Origin of the sequence: Xanthomonas sp. AM6, from assembly GCF_025665335.1 — a bacterium.
In the GTDB taxonomy this organism is placed as follows: domain Bacteria; phylum Pseudomonadota; class Gammaproteobacteria; order Xanthomonadales; family Xanthomonadaceae; genus Xanthomonas_A.
The window spans coordinates 994,573-1,017,697 of record NZ_CP106869.1; the positions used below are offsets into that span (position 1 = coordinate 994,573).

Consider the following 23,125-nt stretch of genomic DNA (forward strand, 5'->3'; position numbering starts at 1 on the left):
TTCCAACAGCGGCCGCATCGCACCGGCCCACACGTGCGCAGCATCACGCAGATGCACGTTCTACCAGCGGGCGAACAAGGCGTTGCAATCGGGCGCGCAGCGGCATCCGTGATACCAGCCCCAATGCAAACGGCGGACCCGAACCGCCGCCCTTCGCAGCGTCACGCAGAGGCAGCTTTGCCGGCGAGCGAGCCGGCGTTGCGATGGGCCGTTGCGATCGGGCGCTCGAAAGCGGCAGCGGCGACAACCGCGCCCAAGCAAAACGGCGGACCCGAAGGCCCGCCGTTCGCGGTATCGCACAGACGCCGGCGCGGCGTTACTGGGTGCTGCTGCCCGAGTTGAGCTTGGATTCGGCGCTCTGCGTCAGCAGCGCGTTGATCGACTGCACCTCGGCCACGTCCAGCGAGCCCAGCGCCTGGCTCAGCAGCAGGCGGTTCTGCAGGAAGTTGTAGCGCGCCTGCGCATAGGCCAGCTGCGCCTGGTACAGGGTGCGCTGGTTCTGCACCACGTCCAGCACGGTGCGCGTGCCCACTTCCAGGCCGACCTGCGAGGCGTCGTATGCGGCCTGCGCCGAGACCACCGCCAGGCGCCGCGCCTCGATCTCGCTGATGCCGGCGACGACCGTCTGGTAGGCGTTGCGGGTGTTGCGGTCGAGCGCGCGCTTCTGCTGCTCGTAGGTGTCCTGGGCGATGTCGCGCTGCGCCAGCGCCTGGCGCACCGCCGACTGGGTGGCGCCGCCGGCGAAGATCGGGATGTTCAGGGTCACGCCGATGGTGTTGCTGTCCGAGCGCGGCGTGTTGCTGCCGGAGACGCCGTCGCCCCAGTTGGCGTCGCGGCCGACGCTGGCGGCCAGGTTCAGCGTCGGCAGGTGGCCGGCGCGCGCGGCGGAGACGCTGTTCTCGGCCGCCTGCACCTGGTACTGGTAGGCGCGCAGCGACGGGTTCTTGTCCAGCGCCGAGGCGATCAGGCCGTCGATGTTGCTGCTCTCGGCCGGCAGCTGCGGGCGGAAATCCTCCGGCAGGCTGCGCAGGTCGCGCACCGGCTGCCCGGTGATCTCGGTCAGCGCCTGGTACAGGTCCTGCAGCGAGTTGCGCGCGGTGATCGTGTCGGCGCGCGCCTGGTCGTACTCGGCGCGCGCTTCGTGCACGTCGGTGATCGGCGCCAGGCCCACTTCCAGGCGCTTGTCGGCGTAGTCGAACTGCTTCTTGGCGGCGGCCTCGTTGGTTTCCGCGGCGACCAGCGACTCGATCGCGACCAGTACGTTGAAATAGGCCGCCGAGGTGCGCACGATCAGGTCGTCGTTGGCCGATTCCAGCGTGTAGTCGGCCGCCAGGCTGTTGGCCTTCTGCGCGCGCAGGGTGGCGAACTGGGCGAAGTTGACCAGCGTCTGCTGGCCCTGGATCGCGTAGCTGCGGCTCTTGCCGGTGCCGGCCAGCTCGCCGCTGCCGCGCTCGACCTCGCTGTGGCTGCGCTGCAGCGAGGCCGAGCCGTTCAGCTGCGGCAGCAGGGCGGCGCGCGCCTGCACCTCGCCTTCCTTGTTGTACAGCCGGTTCGATTCCGCACTGGCCAGCTGCGGATCGCTGTTGCGCGCCATTTCGTAGACTTGCAGCAGGTCCGTGGCGTTGGCGGCCAGCGGAGACAGCGCGGCGGCCAGCGCCAGGACGAGGGATCGGCGGATCATTGCGGCTTCCTTGGATGGATCAGAATGTGAACTGGGGGACCGGCGCGGCGCCGCGCAGGTAGTACGCCAAATCGGTTTCGAACAGCGATTCCACGCGCGGCGCGGCGGCCTCGGCATGGACCAGCACCGCGTCCATGACCGGCGCGCGGCCGCGGACCGCGAACAGCCGGCCGCCGGGGCGCAGCCAGGCCAGGAACTGCGCCGGGATCTCGGTGACCGCGGCGGTGACGCAGACCACGTCGAAGCGGCGCTCGCTGTGCCAGGCGAACGCGTCGGCGGTCTCGATGCGCACGTTGCTGCCCAGCCCGGCGGCGTCCAGGTTGGCGCGCGCGGCGGCGGCCAGGGCCGGCTCGATCTCCAGGCTGACCACCTCGCGGCCGAGCTCGCCCAGGCAGGCGCTGATGAAGCCGCTGCCGGTGCCGATCTCCAGCACGTCCTCGCCCGGTTGCAGGTCCAGCGCCTGCAGCATGCGCCCTTCGATCACCGGCTTCATCATGTACTGGCCGTGGCCCAGCGGGATCTCCAGGTCGGCGTAGGCCACCGCGCGGTGGCTTTCCGGCACGAACAGCTCGCGCGGCAGCCGCGCCAGCACGTCGAGCACGCGCAGGTCGAGCACGTCCCAGGGACGCACCTGCTGTTCAACCATCTTTTCGCGGGCTTGGGAGTAGTCGATCGTCATCTGGGCATCCAACGCGGTGGGTCGCGCATTTTAGCCGGCCCGCGGGCCGTGCGTATGCTGCAGCATCGCCGCAGGACCGCCGCCGCGCGCAGTGCCGGAAGTCACCGGGCCTGCCGACGGCGCGGACTCAGCGCGGCGCATAGGCGCGCAGGAAGAAGTCGACGCTGGCCTGGACATGGGCCTGGATCCGGGCCTGGCTGGGGTCGCGGCACAGGCCGCACATCATCAGCGAGTGCAGTTCGCCCTTGACCAGGCAGAAGAACTGGGAGGCGGCCAGGCCCAGGTCGGGGATCTCCAGCTCGCCGGCGGCGACATGCGCCTGCAGCAGCTGCGCCAGGTCCTGCTGGGTCCGTTTCGGACCGGCATTCCAGAACATCTCGCGCACGTGCTCGTCGCCGGTGCCGGGCGCGAGCATCATGCGGTGGGTGGCCATCGCCGCCTCGCTGCTGATCATCGCGAAGAACGCCAGCCCGATCTCCACCAGCTGCGCGCGCAGCGGCCCTTTGCGTGCATGCCCGAACAGGTCGTCGGGCAGCAGCGCCTGGCATTGCGCGCGCACCGCCTCGGCGAACAGGGTCTCCTTGTCGCCGTAATGGCTGTAGACGGTGAGCTTGGACACGCCGGCCCGGGCGGCGATGCCGTCCATGCTGACCCCGCCGAAGCCCAGTTCGGTGAACAACTGCTTGGCCGCCTCCAGGATCGCCGCGCGTTTGCCCATGTCCTTCGGCCGGCCCGGCCCGGCGGCGCGGGGAGGGGATTTGGAAGCGGGGGCGACAGAGGGTTTGCTGACCATGGCGGCAATACTAGACCAGTCGGTTCGATATTTATACTATACCGTGCAGTGCACTATTTTTGTGCGATGCCGTTACGTGCGACGCGTGACTGGCTTAGCGGTTCAGCCGTGATCCATGGCGACGTTCTTTCGGCCCAAAAACGCTCGCCATGGCGAGCGCCGTCCCCGTTGTCCGCGGCGCGTGCGCATTGCCCTGCGGCCCGGCGAGGATACTGTCGCCGCATGCCACGCAGCGCGCAACGTAGGGAACGTCCTGACATCGGCGGCGAACACGCAGTGATAAATTGTGTTCCTGCATGGGGGATGCCGCGTGCCGTCGCGGCGTGATCGGAAGGCAATGGAGCAGGGGTACCACCGTCACTCGACTGCCGACGACGCGCACGCGCCGCGTCGCCGGCTGCGCGCGCGTCTGTGCCTGCTGTTGGCGCTGCTGTGCGCCTGTTGCGCGCCAGGGGCCGGCGCAGCGGCGGCGGCGCCTGCCCTGTCCGAGCGGGCGATCACCGACCGGCCCACGGTGGCGCGCTGGACCATGGACCAGGGCCTGCCGCACAACCTGGTGCATGCGCTGGCGCAGGACCGCGACGGCCTGCTGTGGATCGGTACCTGGGAGGGCGTGGCGCGCTTCGATGGCCGCGAATTCACCGTCTTCGACCGGCAGAACACCCCGGGCATGGAGATGTCCGGGGTGTTCGCGATCGTGCCCGAGCGCGACGGCGGGGTGCTGGTCGGCACCGCCTACGACGGCGTGTTCCGCTATGCCGGCGGCCGCTGGGAGCACCTGGGCGATGCGCGTGCGCGGCGGTTGCCGGTGGTCTCGATGCTGCGCGACCGCGATGGCGCGCTGTGGGTCGGCAGCGACGAGGGGCTGTTCCGGATCGAGGCCGATGGCCGCCTGAACGCCGTCGGCGCCGCCGCCGGGCTGCCGCCGACGCGGGTCGCGGCGCTGCTGCAGCAGGCCGACGGCGGCGTGCTGGTCGGCACCGCGCAGGGCCTGTTCCGGCTCGATACCGCCACCGCGCGCGCGCAGCGCTGGGGCCGCACGGCGACGATGCGCGCGGCGCCGGTGCGGCGCCTGGGCCACGACCGCGACGGCGGACTGCTGGTCGCCGGCGATGCCGGCGTGTTCTGGCTGCATGCCGACGGCACCCTGCAGTGGCTGCGCCAGGGCCAGCGGGTTGATGCCGCGCTGCAGGATCGCCAGGGCCAGCTGTGGACCAGCCTGTCCAGCGGCCAGTTGCTGCGGCGTTCGCCGGGCGGCGCCAGCGAGGAGATGCTGTCGATCTCCGGCGTGGTCAGCCCGGCGCTGATCGAGGACCGCGAAGGCCTGATCTGGGCCGGCAGCACCGACGGCCTGTTCCGTGTCGCCGCCGGCGACGCCGGCGGCCTGACCCGGCACGACGGCCTCGGCGGCGACTACGTGCGCGTGGTACGGCAGAGCGCCGACGGCGCGATCTGGATCGGCCATGCCGCCGGGCTCGATCGCTGGCAGCACGGCCGCATCGCTGCGTTGCGCATCGCCGCCGGCGGCCGCGACCCGTCGGTGCTGGCGCTGGCCGCGGCCAACGACGGCGGCATGTGGGTCGGCACCTACGACCAGGGCGTGCTGCTGCTGGCGGCCGACGGTGCGGTCCGGCAGCGCCTCGGCGCCGAGCAAGGGGTGCCGCGGACGATGGTGCGGGCGCTGCTGCAGGATGCCGACGGCGGCCTGTGGATCGGCGGCAGCGCCGGGCTGATCCATCGCAGCGGCGGCCGCACCCGCCTGTACACCGTCGCCGACGGCCTGCCGGCGCTGCAGGTGCAGGCGCTGTACCGCGACCGTGCCGGGGTGTTGTGGATCGGCACCAGCGACGGCATCGCCTCGCTGTCGGCCAACGGCGCGCTGCGCGGCTGGCCCGCGGGCGCCGCGTTCCCGGCGCACAACGCGTTCGATTTCCTGGCCGATGCCGACGGCTCGCTGTGGATCGCCAGCGACCGCGGCCTGCTGCGGCTGCGCGGCGGCCGCTTCCAGGTCTACGACCATCGCGTCGGGCTGCCGCGCGACAAGCTGTTCCGGGTCATCGACGACGGCCGCGGCCACCTGTGGGTGACCAGCAACCAGGGCGTGTTCCGCATCGCCCGCGACGGCATCGCGCAGCTCGACGCCGGCCACCGCACGCAGCTGGCGGTGGACGCGGTCGATCGCAGCGACGGCATGCCCGGCAGCCAGGGCAACGGCAGCAGCGCGCCGGCCGGCTGGCTGAGCCGCGACGGCACCTTGCTGATCCCGACCTCGGCCGGCCTGGCCCTGGTCGATCCGGCGCTGCCCAGCCGGCATGCGCTGCGCGCGCCGGCGGTGGTGATCGAGCGGCTGCAGGTCGAGGGCCGCGAGCAGCCGCTGCGCGGCGACTACCGCCTGCACGGCAGCGTCGGCCGGCTCGCCGTCGACTACGCGGGGCTGAGCTTCCGCTCGCCCGACCAGGTGCGCTACCGCTATCGCCTGCATGGCTTCGACCGGCAATGGATCGATGCCGGCAGCAGCGAGACGGCGGTCTACACCAACCTGCCACCGGGCAACTATCGCCTGGAGATCCAGGCCACGACCAGCGCGATGGACTGGTCGCGCAGCGCGCTGGTCGGGCGCACCTCGCTGCGGCTGGAGGTGGTGCCGCCGTTCTGGCAGCGCGGCCCGTTCGTGGTGCTCGCGGCGATCGCGCTCAGCGGCCTGCTGATGTGGTGGTACCGCAGCCGCAGCCATCGCTACCTGCGCCGCCAGCGCCGGCTCAACCGCATCATCGCCGAGCGCACCCACGAGCTGCGCGCGAAGAACCTGGCGCTGAAGCTGGCCGATCGCGAACGCGACGAGCTGGTGCGCAAGCTCGCCTACCAGGCCGGCCACGACGCCTTGACCGGCCTGCCGAACCGGCGCACCGCCGATCCGCACCTGACCGCGGCGCTGGAGCGCGCGCTGGCCAAGCCGGCGCCGCTGTGCGTGGCGCTGCTGGACCTGGACAACTTCAAGCGGATCAACGACACGCACGGCCACGAACTCGGCGACGAGGTGCTGCGCCGGGTCGGCGAGGTGCTGCGCGCCAGCCTCGGCGACCAGGCGTTCGCCGCGCGCCACGGCGGCGAGGAATTCCTGCTGGTGCTGCCGGGCCTGGACCGCGAGCAGGCGCGCGTGCGGCTGGACGAACTGCGCCGCCGCGTCGCCGCGGTCGTGGTCCACGACGCCGACGGCCGCGCGCTGCAATGCACCGCCAGCATCGGCTTCGCCTGCCTGGACGCGGCGCGGCAGACCCGGCGCGAACTGCTCGCCCTGGCCGACCAGCGCCTGTACCAGGCCAAACGCGAAGGCCGCGACCGGGTGATCGGCTAGGGCGTCAAGCGCGGTCGCGAGACGGCGACGGGTCCTTGCGGGAGCGGCTCTTGCGTCTGTTTCGGATCATCTGCGACATCCGTACGGCGGGCCTGCGGCGTGAGTGCCTGTCGGGGCTGAAGCCCCTCCTACAAGGGCGCGCACGCTGCCCGCATGGGCTGCTTGCGCCGCGTCCCACGCCGAGCGGCATGGGGGACGCGGCATCCTGCCACGCGCATGCGCCAGGCATGGCACTGGCCACGCGATTCCATGCGACCCGAAACCCGGCCGCTGCCTACCAGCGCCGCGGCCGAACGCCGTTGCCAATCCCCAATCCCTACTCCCGAATCCCGGCCTCAACCACCGCATGCGCCTGCAACTGCTCCACCACCGCGCGTGCCGCCGCATTGGTGGAAATGCCCTGGCCCGGCGCGGCGAGGTCGGCAGTGAAGGCCTGCGCGTTGAGCGCGGCGTCCACGGCCTGCTCGATGGCCTCGGCCTCGGCGCTCAGGCCCAGCGAATGGCGCAGCAGCAGCGCCGCGCTGAGGATGGTGGCGTAGGGATTGGCGATGCCCTTGCCGGCGATGTCCGGGGCCGAGCCGTGGATCGGCTCGTACAGGCCGATGCGGCCTTCGCCCAGCGACGCCGACGGCAGCAGGCCCAGCGAGCCGGCCAGCATCGAGGCCTCGTCGGTGAGGATGTCGCCGAACATGTTCTCGGTGACGATCACGTCGTACTCGCGCGGCTTGGCCAGCAGGTGCATGGCCATCGAATCGACCAGCTGGTGCTCCAGGCGCACGTCGGGGAACTCGTCGCGGCCGATGCGCGCGGCAACGTCGCGCCACAGCCGCGAGGTCTCCAGCACGTTGGCCTTGTCCACCGAAGTGACGTGGTTGCGGCGCTGCTGCGCCAGCCGGAACGCGCTGCGCAGCACCCGCTCGATCTCCTCGACGCTGTAGCGGCACAGGTCGCTGGCGTCGGTGGCGCTGCGGGTCTTGTCGCCGAAATAGATGCCGCCGGTCAGCTCGCGCACCACCACGATGTCCACGCCGGCGAGCAGGTGCGGCTTGATCGGCGAGGCGTCCAGCGCCGCCGGGTGCGGCTTGACCGGGCGCAGGTTGGCGAACAGGCCCAGGCCCCGGCGGATCGCCAGCAGGCCCTGCTCGGGACGGATGGCGGCATTGGGATCGGACCACTTCGGCCCGCCGACCGCGCCCAGCAGCACCGCGTCGGCCTGTTGGCAGGCGGCCAGCGTCGCCGCCGGCAGCGGCTCGCCGTGGCGGTCGATGGCGATGCCGCCGATGTCGTGCTCGTGGAACTGGAACGTGTGCTGGTAGCGGCGGGCGATGGTGCGCAGCACCGAGACCGCGGCGGCGGTGACTTCGGGGCCGATGCCGTCGCCGGGCAGGACGACGATGTCAGCGTGCATGGGCGGCCTCGTACTGTTCGATGGCGGGTTGGCGCAGCAGCAGGTAGCCCAGCTCGTCGACGCCTTCGAGCAGGCAGGTCTGCGAGAACTCGTCGAGCGGGAAGGGATAGACGCGCCCGTCCGGGGTGCGCAGTTCGCGCGCGGCCACGTCCACGGTCAGCGCGTCGTCCGGGCGCTGCATCAGCGTCTGCACGTCGGCCTCGTCCAGCACGATCGGCAGCAGCCCGTTCTTGAGGCTGTTGTTGCGGAAGATGTCGGCGATCTCGCTGCTGACGATCGCGCGCAGGCCCAGGTCGGTCAGCGCCCACGGCGCATGCTCGCGCGAGGAGCCGCAGCCGAAGTTGCGCCCGGCCAGCAGGATCTGGCGGCCGGCGTTGTGCGGCTGGTTGAACGCGAACTCCGGGTTCGGCGTGCCGTCGGCCTGCCAGCGCCAGTCGTTGAACGCGTTGCGGCCGAGGCCGGCGCGCTCGGTGGTGGACAGGAACCGCGCCGGGATGATCTGGTCGGTGTCGATGTTGGTCTGGCGCAGCACCACGCTGGCCGAGGTGAGGGCGGCGAATCCGGCCATCAGCGGGCCTCCTGGGAAACGGCGGCGGGCGTCGCCGCGTCGGGCAGCGGTGCGGGCGGCAGCGCCGGGGTGGGAACGTGCGGCGGCAGCAGCGGCTTGCCGCGATGGGCGAAGGCGCGGGTGGTGGCGGCGACGAAGGTCAGCGTGGCCGCGAACGCGGCGATGTGCGGCACCATCACGCGACCTCCGCGAACAGCGTGCGCGGATCGCTGACGTGGCCATTCACCGCCGCCCACGCCGCGGTCATTGGCGAGGCCAGCAGGGTGCGCGAGCCGGGGCCCTGGCGGCCTTCGAAGTTGCGGTTGCTGGTGCTCACCGCCAGTTGGCCCGGCGCGACCAGGTCGCCGTTCATCGCGATGCACATCGAGCAGCCGGATTCGCGCCACTCGGCGCCGGCGGCGCGCACCACTTCGTGGATGCCCTCGGCCTCGGCCTGGCGCTTGACGATCTCCGAGCCCGGCACCACCAGCATGCGCACGTTCGGCGCGACGCGGCGGCCGCGCAGCACCTGCGCCACCTCGCGCATGTCGCTGAGCCGGCCGTTGGTGCAGGAACCGACGAACACCACGTCCACCGGCGTGCCGATCAGCGCGTGGCCGGATGCGAAATGCATGTAGTCCAGGCCCTTCTGCGCGGCCGCGTCCTGCGCGGCCGGAATCGGCACGTCCACCGCGATCGCGGTGCCCGGGTGCGTGCCCCAGGTCAGGGTCGGGCGGATGTCGCGCGCGTCGATGCGCACCTCCACGTCGAAGCGCGCGCCCGGGTCGCTGCGCAGCTGCGACCAGCGCTGCACCGCGGCGTCGAAGTCCGCGCCCTTGGGGCCGCGCGGGGTCTTGGCCACCCAGTCGAAGGTGACCTGGTCCGGCGCCACCATGCCGGCGCGCGCGCCGGCCTCGATCGACATGTTGCACAGGGTCATGCGCTGCTCCATGTCCATCGCCTCGATGGTGGAGCCGCGGTACTCGAGCACGTGGCCGGTGCCGCCGTTGACGCCGATCACGCCGATGATGTGCAGGATCACGTCCTTGGCGCCGACGCCCGGCGCCAGCGGCCCGTCCACGGTGATCGCCATGGTCCTGGCCTTGCGCTGCAGCAGGCATTGCGTGGCCAGCACGTGGCCGACCTCGCTGGTGCCGATGCCGAACGCCAGCGCGCCGAACGCGCCGTGGGTGGAGGTGTGGCTGTCGCCGCAGACGATGGTCATGCCGGGCTGGGTGAAGCCCTGCTCGGGCGCGATCACGTGCACGATGCCGCGGTTGTCCGAGGCCATGTCGAACAGTTCGATGCCGTAGTCGGCGCAGTTGCGCGCGAGCATGTCCACCTGCGCCTCGGAGGCCTTGGTGTAGTAGGGCAGCTTGCCGTCGGCGCCGCGCGGCAGGGTCGGCGTGGAGTGGTCCATCGTCGCCTTGGTGCGGTCGGGCCGGCGCGGCTTGAGGCCGCGCGACTTCAGTTCGGTGAACGCCTGCGGCGAGGTCACCTCATGGATCAGGTGCAGGTCGATGTACAGCACCGCCGGGGCGGTGCCGCTTTCCGGGACGACGACGTGCGCGTCCCACAGCTTGTCGTACAGGGTACGGGGGGTCGAAGACATTGCGGGACTACCTGGCAGGGACGCTGGGCAAGGGTGGGAAACGGAAGGAAGCGTGCATCGCGACGATGACGGCGTCGTGGCCGCTCAGGCGGCTGCGGTCGCGGCGCCGGCGTGCGCGCCCTGGCGCTGGCGCAGCACGCGGTTGGCCACGTCCAGCCAGGCCAGCGCGCTGGCCTCGATGATGTCGCGGCTGGTGCCGCTGCCGTCGTACTCGGTCTCGCCGTGGCGCACGCTGAGGTTGGCCTCGCCGCGCGCGTCCGCGCCGATGCCGACGCTGTGCACCTGGTAGCTGTCCAGGGTCAGCTGCACGCCGGTGGCCGCGGCCAGCGCCGCGAACAGCGCATCCACCGGGCCGTCGCCTTCGGCGCGTTCGGTGACCCGCTGGCCGTCCGGATCGGACAGTTCGATCTGCGCGCTGGCGCGCTGGCCGCGGTCGCTGACGGTCATCGACGCGAGCCGGTAGCCCTGGCTTTCCGGCGCGTCCTGCATCATCGCCTGCAGGTCGGCGTCGTTGACCACGCGCTGCTGCTCGCACAGCGCCTTGAACGCCTCGAACGCCAGGTTCAGTTCGGCTTCCTCCAGCACGTAGCCCAGCGCGCGCAGGCGCTGCTCGACCGCGGCGCGGCCGCTGTGGCGGCCCAGCACCATCTGCGAGGACTCCCAGCCCACGTCTTCCGGGCGCATGATCTCGTAGGTGCCGCGGTGGCGCAGCATGCCGTGCTGGTGGATGCCCGACTCGTGGGCGAAGGCATTGCCGCCGACGATCGCCTTGTTGCGCTGCACCGGCATGCCGACCAGCCGCTGCAGCAACTGCGAGGTGGAGACGATGCGCGGGGTGTTGATCGCGGTGTCGATCTCGTAGAACGCGTTGCGCACCTTCAGCGCCATCGCGATCTCCTCCAGCGCGCAGTTGCCGGCGCGCTCGCCGATGCCGTTGATGGTGCACTCCACCTGCCGCGCGCCGCCTTCCACCGCGGCCAGCGAATTGGCCACGGCCAGGCCCAGGTCGTTGTGGCAGTGGGCGCTGAACACCACGCGGTCGGCACCGGGCACGCTGGCGATCAGCCGCGCGAACATGCCGCGGATCTCTTCGGGCGTGGTGAAGCCGACCGTGTCGGGCAGGTTGATGGTGGTGGCGCCGGCGGCGATCGCCACCGCGGCGACCTCGGCCAGGAAATCCTCCTCGGTGCGGGTGGCGTCCTCGGCCGAGAACTCCACGTCGTCCACGTACTGGCGCGCCAGCGACACGTGCTTGCGCACCGATTCCAGCACCTGCTCGCGGCTCATCCGCAGCTTGTGCTCGCGGTGCAGCGGGCTGGTGCTCAGGAACACGTGCAGGCGCGGCCTGGCCGCCGCCTCCAGCGCGCGCGCGGAGGTCTCGATGTCGGCGGTCAGGCAGCGCGACAGCACCGCCAGGGTCGGTTCGCGCAGTTCGCGGCCGATCAGCGCCATCGCCTCGCGGTCGGACTGCGAGCTGGCCGGGAAGCCGGTCTCGATGACGTCCACGCCCAGCTCGGCCAGCGCACGCGCCATGACCAGCTTCTGCGGCGGGGTCATGCTGCAGCCGGGGGATTGCTCGCCGTCGCGCAGGGTGGTGTCGAAGATGCGGATGCGGGGGGTCTGGGAAGAAGACGAAGTGTTCACCAGATGGTTTCCTCTACGGCGGCGGTGGCTGGCGGATGGGGCGGCGGCGTGGGCATGGGACGGCGTGGTGGAGCGGGCGGAGCGGCGGCGAGCTGGCTGCGAAGTCGCTCGGTGTTGCGGCGCCGCGGCTTGCGCGGCGTGCGCGGGCGCACCTCCGACAGCAGCGTCGCCAGCACGCCGGCGTCGATGTTGCCGCCGGACACCACCGCGCACTTGCGCTTGCCGGAGACGCGGCGGCCGGCCGCCAGCGCCAGCGCGCCGGCGCCCTCGGCGATGACGTGCTCCTCCAGCGCCAGGCGCACCAGCGTTTCGCGCAGTTCCGCCTCGCGCACGATCACCACGTCGTCGAGCAGGCTCGCGCACAGCCGGCGGGTGATGAACCCGGGGATTTTAACCTTGACGCCGTCGGCCAGGGTGGGCACCGGGTCCACGGCGCGGACATCGCCGCGGATCGCCCGCGCCATCGAGTCCACGCCCTCGACCTGCGCGCCGACGACGCGCACGCCCTGCGAGCGCAGCGCCAGGGCCACGCCGGCGGCCAGGCCGCCGCCGCCGATCGGCACGATCACCACGTCCGGGGCGTGCGCGGCCAGCTCGATGCCGACCGTGCCCTGGCCGGCGATCACGTCCGGGTCGTCGAACGCGGACAGGAAGCGGTAGCCGTTCTGTTCGGCCAGCTCGCGGGCGAAGCCGTAGGCCTCGTCGTAGCTGTTGCCGTGCTGGCGCACGGTGGCGCCCCAGTGCGCGACGCCGGCGATCTTGGTCTGCGGCGCGCCGTGCGGCATCACCGTGATCGCCTGCACGCCCAGGCGGTGCGCGGCCCAGGCCACGCCCTGCGCATGGTTGCCGGCCGAGGCGCAGATCACCGCGCGCTCGTCGCCGCGCTCCAGCCCGGCCAGCAGCGCATTGAGCGCGCCGCGGACCTTGTAGGAGCCGGTGCGCTGCAGGTTCTCCAGCTTCAGCCACACGCCGAAGCGCTCGGCGTAGTGCAGCGGCGTCGGCGGCAGGTAGCGGCGCAGCCGCGCCTGCGCGGCCAGCACGTCGGCCACGCTGACCGCTACGTCGCCTACGTCCGGCTCCTGCGCGGCGGGGCGGCCGGGGTCAGACATGCAGGGGCCGGGCGTGGGGATTGGGGAGTGGGGATTCGACGTGCGAATCCTGGGCGCGGAGAAGAGACCTCCCTGGAAGAAGACTCCTCCGCATCGTCGCGCGGCCCCGCCGCGCAGCCGGCATGAAGCCCGAGACCATGGAACTGCCAGCGCAGCCCCCCAATCCCGGATCCCGGATCCCGAATCCCGGCTTCGTCATGGCGCCCCATCCAGCGCGGTGACCCGCACCGATTCGCAGTCGTACACCTTCTCCATCTGCAGGCGCAGGCTTTCGCCGGGACGGTTGCCGTCCACGACCATCTGCAGGTGCCAGCGGCCGGCGTCGTCGGCCACCGGCGCGCCGCTGATCGACAGCGGCGCGAAACCGCGCCGCTCGGCCATGCCGATCGCGCGCAGCAGCGCGCCCTCGGCCGGCTTCAGCACCAGGTCAAGCTGGTATCGCATGGGGGATCTCCTGGCGCTGGGTCGCGGGGTTGCTCTCCAGCATGGTGCTGTTGGCGGTGTTCGGCGGCACCAGCGGCCACACGTTGGCGCGCGCGTCGATCGCCACGTGCAGCAGCGCCGGACCCGGCTGCGCCAGCAGTTCGGCCAGCCCGTCCTCGACCTGGCCGCGCGCGGTGATGCGCTTGGCCGGGATCCCGAACACCTGCGCCAGCGCGGCGAAGTCCGGGTTGTCGGACAGGTCGATCTCGCTGTAGCGCTCGGCGAAGAACAGCTCCTGCCACTGCCGCACCATGCCAAGCGAACTGTTGTCCAGCAGCACGATCTTCACCGGCAGCTTGCAGCGCGCGATGGTGACCAGCTCCTGCACGTTCATCATGAAGCTGCCGTCGCCGCTGACCAGCACCACGGTGCGGTCGGGGCAGGCGAACTGCGCGCCCATCGCCGCCGGCAGGCCGAAGCCCATCGTGCCCAGCGCGCCGCTGGTCAGGTGGTTGCGCGGGTGGTTGAAGCGGCAGTGCTGGGCCACCCACATCTGGTGCTGGCCGACGTCGCAGGCGATCACCGTGTCGGCCGGGGCCAGCTCGCTCAGCCGCTTCAGCAGGCCGGGCGCGTAGATGTCCTCGCCCGGCGCGTCGTAGCGGGCGCCGAACTTCTCGCGATGGCCGATGCAGCGCGCATGCCAGGCCTCGCAGGTGCTGGTGGCGGTGCACAGGGTGCGCAGCGCTTCGGCCACGTCGCCGGGCACGGCGATGTCGGCATGGCGCAGCTTGGAGATCTCGCAGGCATCGGCGTCCAGGTGGATGACCCGCGCGAACGGGGCGAACTCGGCCAGCTTGCCGGTGGCGCGGTCGTCGAAGCGCGCGCCGACCACGATCAGCAGGTCCGACTCCTGCACCGCCATGTTGGCCGCGCGGGTGCCGTGCATGCCGAGCATGCCCAGGTAGTGCGGATGGCCGTGCGGCAATGCGCCCAGCCCGCGCAGGGTCAGCACGGTGGGGATGCGGGTGGTGTCGACGAACTGGCGGAACGCATCCACCGCATCGGCCAGGGCGATGCCACCGCCGCCGTAGATGACCGGCTTCTCGGCGCCGGCGATCGCCGCCAGCGCTTCGGCCAGGGCCTCGGCCTGCGGCGCCGGCGGCACCGGCACCGCGGCCGGCACGTGGTCGGGCAGGTGCGAGGCGTCGCCCAGCTGCACGTCCTTGGGCAGGTCGATCAGCACCGGTCCCGGACGCCCCTCGCGGGCGATGCGGAACGCGTCGCGCACCACCTGCGGCAGATCGTCGACGCGGCGCACCAGGAAGCTGTGCTTGACGATCGGCAGGGTCAGCCCGAACACGTCCAGTTCCTGGAACGCGTCGGTGCCCAGCAGCGGCGTGGCGACCTGCCCGGTCAGGCAGATCATCGGCACCGAGTCCAGCATCGCGTCGGCGATGCCGGTGACCAGGTTGGAGGCGCCCGGCCCGGAGGTGGCGACGCACACGCCGACCCGGCCGCTGGCGCGGGCGTAGCCGTTGGCGGCCAGCGCCGCGCCCTGCTCGTGGCGGACCAGGATGTGCTTGAGCTGGCTGTCTACCAGCGCGTCGTAGAACGGCATGATGGTGCCGCCCGGATAGCCGAACAGCGTGTCCACGCCTTCGGCTTCCAGGGCCTGCGTCAGCCAGCGCGCGCCGTTGCGGGGCGTGCCGTGAGCGGAGGAGTTCATACGGTGGCGACCTTTCGGTGGAAGCGGGTGGGGAAGCCGCGGGTTACGCGGCTTGCTGGCCGGTGGCCGGCTTGGCGGCAGCCGCCTCGCCGTTCAGCCAGACCATCTTGGCGCGCAGCTGCTTGCCGACCACTTCGATCGGGTGCTCCAGGTCGGCCTGCTTGAACTTGGTGTAGTTCGGCAACCCGGCGTCGTACTCGGCCACCCAGTTCTTGGTGAAGGTGCCGTTCTGGATGTCCTTGAGCACGTCGCGCATGCGCTCCTTGGTGGCCGCATCGATGACCCGCGGGCCGCTGACGTAGTCGCCGTACTGCGCGGTCTCGGAGACGAACTCGAGCATGCGGGTGATGCCGCCTTCGTAGAACAGGTCCACGATCAGCTTCAGTTCGTGCAGCACTTCGTAGTAGGCGATCTCCGGCTGGTAGCCGGCTTCCACCAGCACTTCGAAGCCGGCCTGGACCAGCGACGAGGCGCCGCCGCACAGCACCGCCTGCTCGCCGAACAGGTCGGTCTCGGTCTCTTCCTTGAAGGTGGTCTTGATCAGGTTGGCGCGCGCCCCGCCCAGGCCGGCGGCGTATTCGAGCGCGAACTGCTCGGCCTTGCCGCTCTTGTCCTGGTACACCGCCCAGATGCACGGCACGCCGCGGCCGATCTCGTACTCGCGGCGCACCAGCGCGCCCGGGCCCTTCGGCGCGACCAGCACCACGTCCAGGTCGGCGCGCGGCTTGATCATGTCGAAATGCACGTTCAGGCCATGCGCGAACAGCAGGCACGCGCCCTGCTTCATGTTCGGCGCCAGCACCTCGTCGTACAGCTTCTTCTGCACCATGTCCGGGGTCAGCACCGCGACCAGGTCGGCGTCCTTGACCGCCTCGGCGGGGCTCTTCACCACGAAGCCGTCGGCCTGCGCCTTGGCTTCGGTCGGGCCGCCCGCGCGCAGGCCGACGGTGACGTCGAAGCCGGACTCGCGCAGGTTCAGCGCGTGCGCGCGGCCCTGGCTGCCGTAGCCGACGATGGCGATCTTGGTGGTGGGCTGGGCGGAACTGGTCATGGGGCGGATTTCCTCGGGACGGTGTGTTGGAAGGGGAGGGGCGGCTTTCGCGGTTACTAAAATGAAAAACCCCGCGCCGTTGCCGGTGCGGGGTCTGATCGAATCCAGGCTGCTTGTCGCTTACACGCCGGTTCGTCCCGCACTTGTGGGCGAGGTAATAAGCACGAGTACGAGGAGCGACGCGGCGGCGTCCGCGCGCAGCGCGGCGGGCAGGCGGGTCGGCTTCGGGCTGGTGTGGCGATGCAACATGCAGCGAGATAAACATGGGCTTTGCGGCACTGTCAACCCTGTCGCCGGTGCACCGCGGCGAATGTGCCGAAAGCCGCACCAGCACTGCTTCGTTACGCCTGAAACGGTGTGCCTGGGTGGCGCATGCAGGGCCGATTGCGCGGAAAACCGCCGCCGCGCGGCGTGCCGGACCAGGCGATGGCGGCTGCATGCCTGGCCCTGCTCGGGTAGGGTGGGGCGGTATCCGATCGAGGCCTGTCCATGTCTGCGTTGAACTGTTCCGTGGCGTTCATCACCATCGCCCTGGCGTTGCCGCCGCTGGCCGGCGCCGCCGACCGCATCACCGGCCAGCCCTTCGCCACGCGTTCGGAAGTGATCGCGCCGCACGCGATGGCCGCCACCTCGCAGCCGCTGGCCACGCAGATCGCGCTGGACACGATGCAGGCCGGCGGTTCGGCGGTGGATGCGGCGATCGCCGCCAACGCCGCGCTTGGGCTGATGGAGCCGACCGGCAACGGCGTCGGCGGCGACCTGTTCGCGATCGTGTGGGATCCCAAGACCCGGAAGCTCTACGGCTACAACGGCTCGGGCCGTTCGCCCAGGTCGCTGACCCTGGCCGAATTCCAGCGCCGCGGCTTGAAGGACATCCCGCCGACCGGGCCGCTGCCGGTGTCGGTGCCGGGCGCGGTGGACGGCTGGTTCGCGCTGCACGAACGCTTCGGGCGCCGGCCGATGGCGCAGAACCTGGCGCCGGCGATCCGCTACGCGCGCGAGGGCCACCCGGTGGCCGAGACCATCGCCTACTACTGGGACCGTTCGGTGCCGCGGCTGTCGCAATATCCCGGCTTCAAGGAGCAATTCACCCTCGACGGCCGCGCGCCGCGCAAGGGCGAGCTGTGGAAGAACCCGAACCTGGCCGACACCCTGCAGCAGATCGCCGACGGCGGCCGCGACGCGTTCTACAAGGGGCCGATCGCCCGCACCATCGACGCCTATTTCAAGGCCAACGGCGGCTTCCTGAGCTACGACGACCTGGCCAGCCACCACGGCGAATGGGTCGAGCCGGTCAGCACCAACTACCGCGGCTACGACGTGTGGGAACTGCCGCCCAACAGCCAGGGCATCGCCGCGCTGCAGATGCTCAACATCCTGGAGGGCTACGACTTCTCAAAGATCCCGTTCGGTTCGGCCGAGCACGTGCACCTGTTCGCCGAGGCCAAGAAGCTGGCCTTCGCCGACCGCGCCCGCTTCTATGCGGACCCGGCGTTCCAGCCGGCGCCGCTGGCCAAGCTGATCTCCAAGGACTACGCCGCGCAGCGCCGCGCGCTGATCTCCATGGACAAGGCGTTGAAGGAAGTGCAGCCGGGCACGCCGAAGCAGCTGGAGGAGGGCGACACCATCTACCTGACCGTGGCCGACGCCGACGGCATGATGGTGTCGCTGATCCAGTCCAACTACCGCGGCATGGGCAGCGGCATGGCGCCGCCGGGGCTGGGCTTCATCCTGCAGGATCGCGGCGAGATGTTCGTGCTGAAGAAGGACCACCCCAACGGCTACGCGCCGGGCAAGCGCCCGTTCCAGACCATCATCCCGGCGTTCGTGACCAAGGACGGCACGCCGTGGCTGAGCTTCGGCGTGATGGGCGGGGCGATGCAGCCGCAGGGCCACGTGCAGATCGTGATGAACCTGGTCGATTTCCACATGAACCTGCAGGAGGCCGGCGACGCGCCGCGGATCCAGCACGAGGGATCCACCGAGCCTACCGGCCAGGCCACGGCGATGCGCGACGGCGGCGAGCTGAACCTGGAGACCGGCTTTTCCTACGACACCATCCGCGCGCTGATGCGCAAAGGGCATCGGGTGATCTTCGCCGACGGCCCCTACGGCGGCTACCAGGCGATCGCCCGCGACCCGGCCAGCGGCGTGTACTACGGCGCCTCGGAAAGCCGCAAGGACGGCCAGGCCGCCGGCTACTGAGCCTGCGCCGCGGCCGGCCCGGAGGGCGAACGCGCGGCCCGGCCATGCGTGCAGCGCGCGTGCGGCGGGCGTGCGCGTACCGGCGCTGCCGCCGGCGCGTTCACTCCTGCGCTCGCGTGCGCGCCGCCTCCCCGCGCGCGTGGTCCTGCGCCGCCTGTTCGCGCGCGATCCACGCCTCGAGCATGTGCCGGGCGCGCTGCACGCGGCGGATCCGGTCGAGGAATCGAGAGGGAGCGCGCCGGCCCTGCAGCGATGCGCAAGGGCAGGCGGCGCGTAGCGGTTGCCGGTCCGGATCGCTGTGGCAGCGAGCGGCAACGCACGGACGAAGCCGGCGAGGATACGGAGCGGATCGTCACGGCGCCGTTATGGCGCAATCCGCTCGGCGCCCGGTGCGCGCGGTCGCCGCCGATGCGGGCGAACAACCCGGCGCGGCCGGCGTGGTGCATCCCCGCGACCTGCCCCTGCCCATCGACGCCCGCGCCGCCGTCGGCTCCCGGCCGGACGCGCTTCGCCGCCGCGACCGGCGCACCCCGATGTCCGCCGGGGCGCGGCCGGCGCCTGAATGCGCGAGACGGCGGCATGACGCCGGTCCCGGTTGCGCGCCTGCCCGCTCAGGTTGTGCGGCGGCGGCCGATACCATGGCGAAGGATGCCTGGAGGGGGAAGACGATGTCGTTGTTCACACGCAGTCCGGACGCTGATGCCGGACACGCCGCGGCCTTGCCGGATGCCCCGGTGGCGCTGCTGCGGCTGGATCCGCACGGCCGGGTGAGCGCCGCCAATCGGGCCGCGCTGGACCTGCTCGGGGTACGCGCGGAGGCCTTGCTCGGCGAACCCAGCGAGGCGGTGTGGGGCCTGCCGCTGGCGGCGCTGGCCGGCGCCGAGGGCAGCTGGCTGGCGTCGGCCGACGATCCGGCGCGGCGCGTGCGCTACCAGCGTGACCGCGACGGCGATGGCTGGCTGCTGTCGCTGCCGCATCCGGAGACCGCCGCGCTGCTGCGCGACGTCGCCCTGCTCGGCGCCGGGCAGGTACAGGGCGCGACCAGCCCGGCGCTGCAGGCGCTGGCGCAGCGGCTGCAGGCCGGCGCCGAGGCGCAGGCCTTGCTGGAACGGGTCGGCGAGCGCCTGACCGGCTGCGACCTGGACCTGGGCCTGAGCACGCCGCTGTCCGCGCAGGAGACCGAGGCGATGGCCGGGCGGCGCCTGTCGGCGGGGTTCGGCAACCTGGCCGAGGCGATCCGCCAGGCGGTGGCGCTGTCGCTGCAGATCGCCGCCGACGTGCCGCACGTGGTCGCCGAGAACGACGAGCTGGCGCGGCAGTCGCAGACCCAGATGGAGGCGCTGCAGACGGTGGTGGCGACCACCCGGCGGCTGCTGCAGGGCCTGCAGGAGATGGACCAGGAACTGCGCGCGGTGATCGCGGTGGCGGCCAGCGCCGACGACAGCGCGCGCCAGGGCGTGGAGGCGGCGCGCGCGCTGGGCCAGGCGATGCGCGAAGTGGAGCGGCGCTCGGCGCGCGCCACCGAGGTCATCGAGGTGATCGACGCGGTCGCGTTCCAGACCAACATCCTGTCGATCAACGCCAGCATCGAGGCGGTGCACGCCGGCGCCGCCGGGCGCGGCTTCGCCGTGGTCGCCAGCGAGATCCGCCGGCTGGCCGAACGCGCCGCCACCGCCGCGCGCGACGTGCGCACCATCATCGGCGAGACCGGCAGCGCCCTCAACGACAGCGCCGCCTCGGCGCAGCGCACCGAGCAGGTGCTCGGCGGCATCGGCCAACTGCTCGGCCGCGCCAGCGCGGCGATGGAGACCGTGGCCACCCGCGTCGCCGCGCAGGGCGAGGAGATCGGCGGCATCGACCGCGCGGTCGAGCACGTGGTCGGGCTCAGCCGCAGCAACCTGGAGCATGTGGCGCAGGTGGTCGAGCGCAGCGCAGCGCTGGCCGCGGGCAGCGCCACGCTGCACGACTGCGTGGGCCTGTTCCGCTTGCCGGCCGATCCGATGCAGCAGCCGCGCCACGCGCGCATCCGCGACCTGGCGACGGCGACCGCCGGCAGGATCGGCCAGGCGCTGGCCGAGGCGGTCGCGCGCGGGCGCATCGGCGAGGAGGCGCTGTTCTCCACCGACTACACGCCGATCGCCGGCATCGACCCGCCCAAGTACCGCACCGCCTTCGATGCGCTGTGCGACGAACTGCTGCCGCCGTTGCAGGAACCGCTGCTGGCGGCGCATCCGTGGATCGTGTTCGCGATCTGCGCCAATCCCGACGGCTACGTGCCGACCCACAACCTGCGCTTCAGCCAACCGCTGAGCGGCGACCGCGATCGCGACCTGGTCGGCAACCGTACCAAGCGCATGTTCGCCGACCGGGTCGGGCGCAGCGTCGGCCGCCACACCCAGCCCTATCTGCTGCAGGTGTACCGGCGCGACACCGGGCAGATCCTGTTCGACCTGTCGGTGCCGGTGTACGTGCGCGGCCGCCACTGGGGCGGCTTGCGGGTGGCCTACGTGCTGGAATGAGTGCGCGGCGGACGCCGCACAAAAAAACGCCACCGGGGATGAGCCGGCGGCAGGGAGAGAGAGACGTCGTTCTTGTGGGGCCCAGGCTAGGCCCGGCAGTTCGCCGTGGTGTGCCGCAATGCGCTGCGCGCGTGGCGAGGCTGACAAGAAGCGGGTCCGGTTGTGCGCCGATTCAGCTGCGCGCGGTTGGCTGACGCGGCGGAAACGGGTCTAATAGCCGCAGAAGCGGGGGTACCGCCGGCGCAGGCCGCGGTTGAGACAGTCCCTTCGAACCTGATCCGGTTGATACCGGCGTAGGGAAGCTTCGCAAGCCCGGTCCGTGCGCCTTTGCGCCGGGCCGTGCCCGCGCCGCCGCTTCGTCCGTGATGCGAGTTCGCTCGCAACCGCCCGCACTCGCTGCAGGCTCTCAGAACTAGGACGAATGCCGATGAATGCCGTACCCAGCCCGTTGCTGCAGCAGGCCGATACCCTGTCCGAGTCGGTGACCCGGCCGATCCCCGGTTCGCGCAAGATCTTCGTGCAAGGCACGCGCGCCGACCTGCGCGTGCCGATGCGCGAGATCGTGCTGACCCGCACCCCGACCCTGTTCGGCGGCGAGGACAATCCGCCGGTGACCGTCTACGACACCTCCGGCCCGTACACCGACCCGCACGCGACCATCGACCTGCGCGCCGGCCTGGCGCCGCTGCGCGCGGGCTGGATCGCCGAGCGCGGCGACACCGAGGCGCTGGAGCGGCTCAGCTCGGAGTTCGGCCGCGGCCGCGAGCACAACGCGCGCCTGGACGCGGTGCGCTTCCCGGCCCGGCGCCTGCCGCGGCGCGCGCTGGCCGGCGCCAACGTCACCCAGATGCACTACGCGCGGCGCGGCATCGTCACCCCGGAGATGGAGTTCGTCGCGATCCGCGAGAACCAGCGGCTGGAGGCGGTGCGCGACGCGCTGCTGCGCCAGCAGCATCCCGGCGAGGCGTTCGGCGCCAGCATCCAGCACACTATCACCCCGGAATTCGTGCGCGACGAGATCGCCCGCGGCCGCGCCATCCTGCCCAACAACATCAACCACCCGGAAAGCGAGCCGATGGTCATCGGCCGCAACTTCCTGACCAAGATCAACGCCAACATCGGCAACAGCGCGCTCAGCTCGGGCATCGCCGAGGAAGTGGAGAAGCTGGTGTGGGCGATCCGCTGGGGCGGCGACACGGTGATGGACCTGTCCACCGGCAAGCACATCCACGAGACCCGCGAGTGGATCGTGCGCAACTCGCCGGTGCCGATCGGCACGGTGCCGATCTACCAGGCGCTGGAGAAGGTCGACGGCCGCGCCGAGGAACTGACCTGGGAGATCTTCCGCGACACCCTGATCGAGCAGGCCGAGCAGGGCGTGGACTATTTCACCATCCACGCCGGGGTGCTGCTGCGCTACGTGCCGCTGACCGCCAAACGCGTCACCGGCATCGTCTCGCGCGGCGGCTCGATCCTGGCCAAGTGGTGCCTGGCGCACCACAAGGAGAACTTCCTCTACACCCACTTCGAGGACATCTGCCAGATCATGAAGGCCTACGACGTGGCCTTCTCGCTCGGCGATGGCCTGCGTCCGGGCTGCATCGCCGACGCCAACGACGCGGCGCAGTTCGGCGAGCTGGAAACCCTGGGCGAGCTGACCAAAATCGCATGGAAGCACGACGTGCAGACCATGATCGAAGGCCCCGGCCACGTGCCGATGCAGCTGATCAAGCAGAACATGGACAAGCAGCTGCGCGAGTGCGGCGAGGCGCCGTTCTACACGCTGGGGCCGCTGACCACCGACATCGCGCCCGGCTACGACCACATCACCTCGGCGATCGGCGCGGCGATGATCGGCTGGTTCGGCACCGCGATGCTGTGCTACGTGACGCCCAAGGAACACCTGGGCCTGCCCAACCGGCAGGACGTGCGCGACGGCATCATGGCCTACAAGATCGCCGCGCATGCCGCGGACCTGGCCAAAGGCCATCCCGGCGCGCAGGTGCGCGACAACGCGCTGTCCAAGGCGCGCTTCGAGTTCCGCTGGGACGACCAGTTCCACCTGGGCCTGGACCCGGAGAAGGCCAAGGAGTTCCACGACGAGACGCTGCCCAAGGACGCGCACAAGCTGGCGCACTTCTGCTCGATGTGCGGGCCGCACTTCTGTTCGATGAAGATCACCCAGGACGTGCGTGAGTACGCGACCGAGCATGGGGTCGGCGAGAGCGACGCGCTGCAGGCCGGCATGGCCGAGAAGGCGGCGCAGTTCCTGGACGCCGGCGCCGAGGTCTATCGGCAGGGGTAGCCCGCCGTGCCGCCGCCATGGCGTGCGCTTGTCTATGATGCGCGCACGTCACTTCCGGATGAATGCCG

16 protein-coding genes and 1 riboswitch are annotated in these 23,125 nt (G+C 71.4%); of the genes, 4 read left to right on the forward strand and 12 right to left on the reverse strand.

Annotation, left to right across the window (positions count from 1 at the left end; genetic code table 11):
• Window positions 1-316: 316 nt before the first annotated feature.
• The 3 genes from OCJ37_RS04125 to OCJ37_RS04135 form a co-directional block, all read right to left on the reverse strand.
• Window positions 317-1,681, reverse strand: coding sequence for a TolC family outer membrane protein (locus OCJ37_RS04125; RefSeq protein ID WP_263112430.1), 1,365 nt, complete (start codon window positions 1,679-1,681; stop codon window positions 317-319).
• Between the two features lie 19 nt (window positions 1,682-1,700).
• The gene (locus OCJ37_RS04130) at window positions 1,701-2,360 is read right to left on the reverse strand and encodes a protein-L-isoaspartate O-methyltransferase family protein (protein WP_263112431.1); all 660 of its coding nucleotides are present in this window, start codon (window positions 2,358-2,360) and stop codon (window positions 1,701-1,703) included.
• 127 nt (window positions 2,361-2,487) lie between these two features.
• A complete protein-coding gene (locus tag OCJ37_RS04135; protein WP_263112432.1) occupies window positions 2,488-3,078 on the reverse strand; it encodes a TetR/AcrR family transcriptional regulator in 591 nt (196 codons plus the stop codon).
• Between the two features lie 412 nt (window positions 3,079-3,490).
• Here OCJ37_RS04135 and OCJ37_RS04140 point away from each other — a divergent pair, with 412 nt between their 5' ends.
• The gene (locus OCJ37_RS04140; RefSeq protein ID WP_263112433.1) at window positions 3,491-6,508 is read left to right on the forward strand and encodes a ligand-binding sensor domain-containing diguanylate cyclase; all 3,018 of its coding nucleotides are present in this window, start codon (window positions 3,491-3,493) and stop codon (window positions 6,506-6,508) included.
• A 316-nt stretch (window positions 6,509-6,824) separates the two neighbouring features.
• Here OCJ37_RS04140 and leuB read toward each other — a convergent pair whose 3' ends face one another.
• From leuB to ilvC, 9 genes are all read right to left on the reverse strand, one after another.
• Window positions 6,825-7,916 (reverse strand): 3-isopropylmalate dehydrogenase, encoded by a 1,092-nt coding sequence (gene leuB, locus OCJ37_RS04145; protein ID WP_263112434.1) that lies wholly within the window; start codon window positions 7,914-7,916, stop codon window positions 6,825-6,827.
• Window positions 7,906-8,484 (reverse strand): 3-isopropylmalate dehydratase small subunit, encoded by a 579-nt coding sequence (leuD, locus tag OCJ37_RS04150; RefSeq protein WP_263112435.1) that lies wholly within the window; start codon window positions 8,482-8,484, stop codon window positions 7,906-7,908. Before leuD ends, leuB begins: the two co-directional genes overlap by 11 nt.
• Window positions 8,484-8,660 (reverse strand): hypothetical protein, encoded by a 177-nt coding sequence (locus OCJ37_RS04155; RefSeq protein WP_263112436.1) that lies wholly within the window; start codon window positions 8,658-8,660, stop codon window positions 8,484-8,486. The genes leuD and OCJ37_RS04155 overlap by 1 nt, the downstream gene beginning before the upstream one ends.
• Window positions 8,660-10,075, reverse strand: coding sequence for a 3-isopropylmalate dehydratase large subunit (gene leuC / locus OCJ37_RS04160; protein WP_263112437.1), 1,416 nt, complete (start codon window positions 10,073-10,075; stop codon window positions 8,660-8,662). The genes OCJ37_RS04155 and leuC overlap by 1 nt, the downstream gene beginning before the upstream one ends.
• An 84-nt stretch (window positions 10,076-10,159) precedes the next feature.
• Window positions 10,160-11,719 carry a 2-isopropylmalate synthase gene (locus OCJ37_RS04165; protein WP_263112438.1) on the reverse strand — a complete coding sequence of 520 codons (1,560 nt, stop codon included), beginning with the start codon at window positions 11,717-11,719 and terminating at the stop codon, window positions 10,160-10,162.
• The gene (locus OCJ37_RS04170) at window positions 11,716-12,828 is read right to left on the reverse strand and encodes a threonine dehydratase (RefSeq protein WP_263112439.1); all 1,113 of its coding nucleotides are present in this window, start codon (window positions 12,826-12,828) and stop codon (window positions 11,716-11,718) included. The genes OCJ37_RS04165 and OCJ37_RS04170 overlap by 4 nt, the downstream gene beginning before the upstream one ends.
• 195 nt (window positions 12,829-13,023) lie before the next feature.
• Window positions 13,024-13,272, reverse strand: coding sequence for an ACT domain-containing protein (locus tag OCJ37_RS04175; protein WP_263112440.1), 249 nt, complete (start codon window positions 13,270-13,272; stop codon window positions 13,024-13,026).
• Window positions 13,256-14,977: an acetolactate synthase 2 catalytic subunit gene (ilvG, locus tag OCJ37_RS04180; protein WP_263112441.1), complete on the reverse strand. Its 1,722-nt coding sequence runs from the start codon at window positions 14,975-14,977 to the stop codon at window positions 13,256-13,258. The genes OCJ37_RS04175 and ilvG overlap by 17 nt, the downstream gene beginning before the upstream one ends.
• A gap of 43 nt (window positions 14,978-15,020) precedes the next feature.
• On the reverse strand, window positions 15,021-16,028 hold the full coding sequence (gene ilvC / locus OCJ37_RS04185; protein WP_263112442.1) for a ketol-acid reductoisomerase: 1,008 nt from the start codon (window positions 16,026-16,028) through the stop codon (window positions 15,021-15,023).
• Between the two features lie 489 nt (window positions 16,029-16,517).
• Here ilvC and ggt point away from each other — a divergent pair, with 489 nt between their 5' ends.
• The 3 genes from ggt (at window position 16,518) to thiC (ending at window position 23,057) form a co-directional block, all read left to right on the forward strand.
• Window positions 16,518-18,233 carry a gamma-glutamyltransferase gene (gene ggt / locus OCJ37_RS04190; protein ID WP_263112443.1) on the forward strand — a complete coding sequence of 572 codons (1,716 nt, stop codon included), beginning with the start codon at window positions 16,518-16,520 and terminating at the stop codon, window positions 18,231-18,233.
• A 668-nt stretch (window positions 18,234-18,901) separates the two neighbouring features.
• Window positions 18,902-20,752 carry a methyl-accepting chemotaxis protein gene (locus tag OCJ37_RS04195; protein ID WP_263112444.1) on the forward strand — a complete coding sequence of 617 codons (1,851 nt, stop codon included), beginning with the start codon at window positions 18,902-18,904 and terminating at the stop codon, window positions 20,750-20,752.
• A 217-nt stretch (window positions 20,753-20,969) separates the two neighbouring features.
• Window positions 20,970-21,070: riboswitch (TPP riboswitch) on the forward strand.
• A 109-nt stretch (window positions 21,071-21,179) separates the two neighbouring features.
• A complete protein-coding gene (gene thiC / locus OCJ37_RS04200; RefSeq protein ID WP_263112445.1) occupies window positions 21,180-23,057 on the forward strand; it encodes a phosphomethylpyrimidine synthase ThiC in 1,878 nt (625 codons plus the stop codon).
• Window positions 23,058-23,125 lie beyond the last annotated feature (68 nt).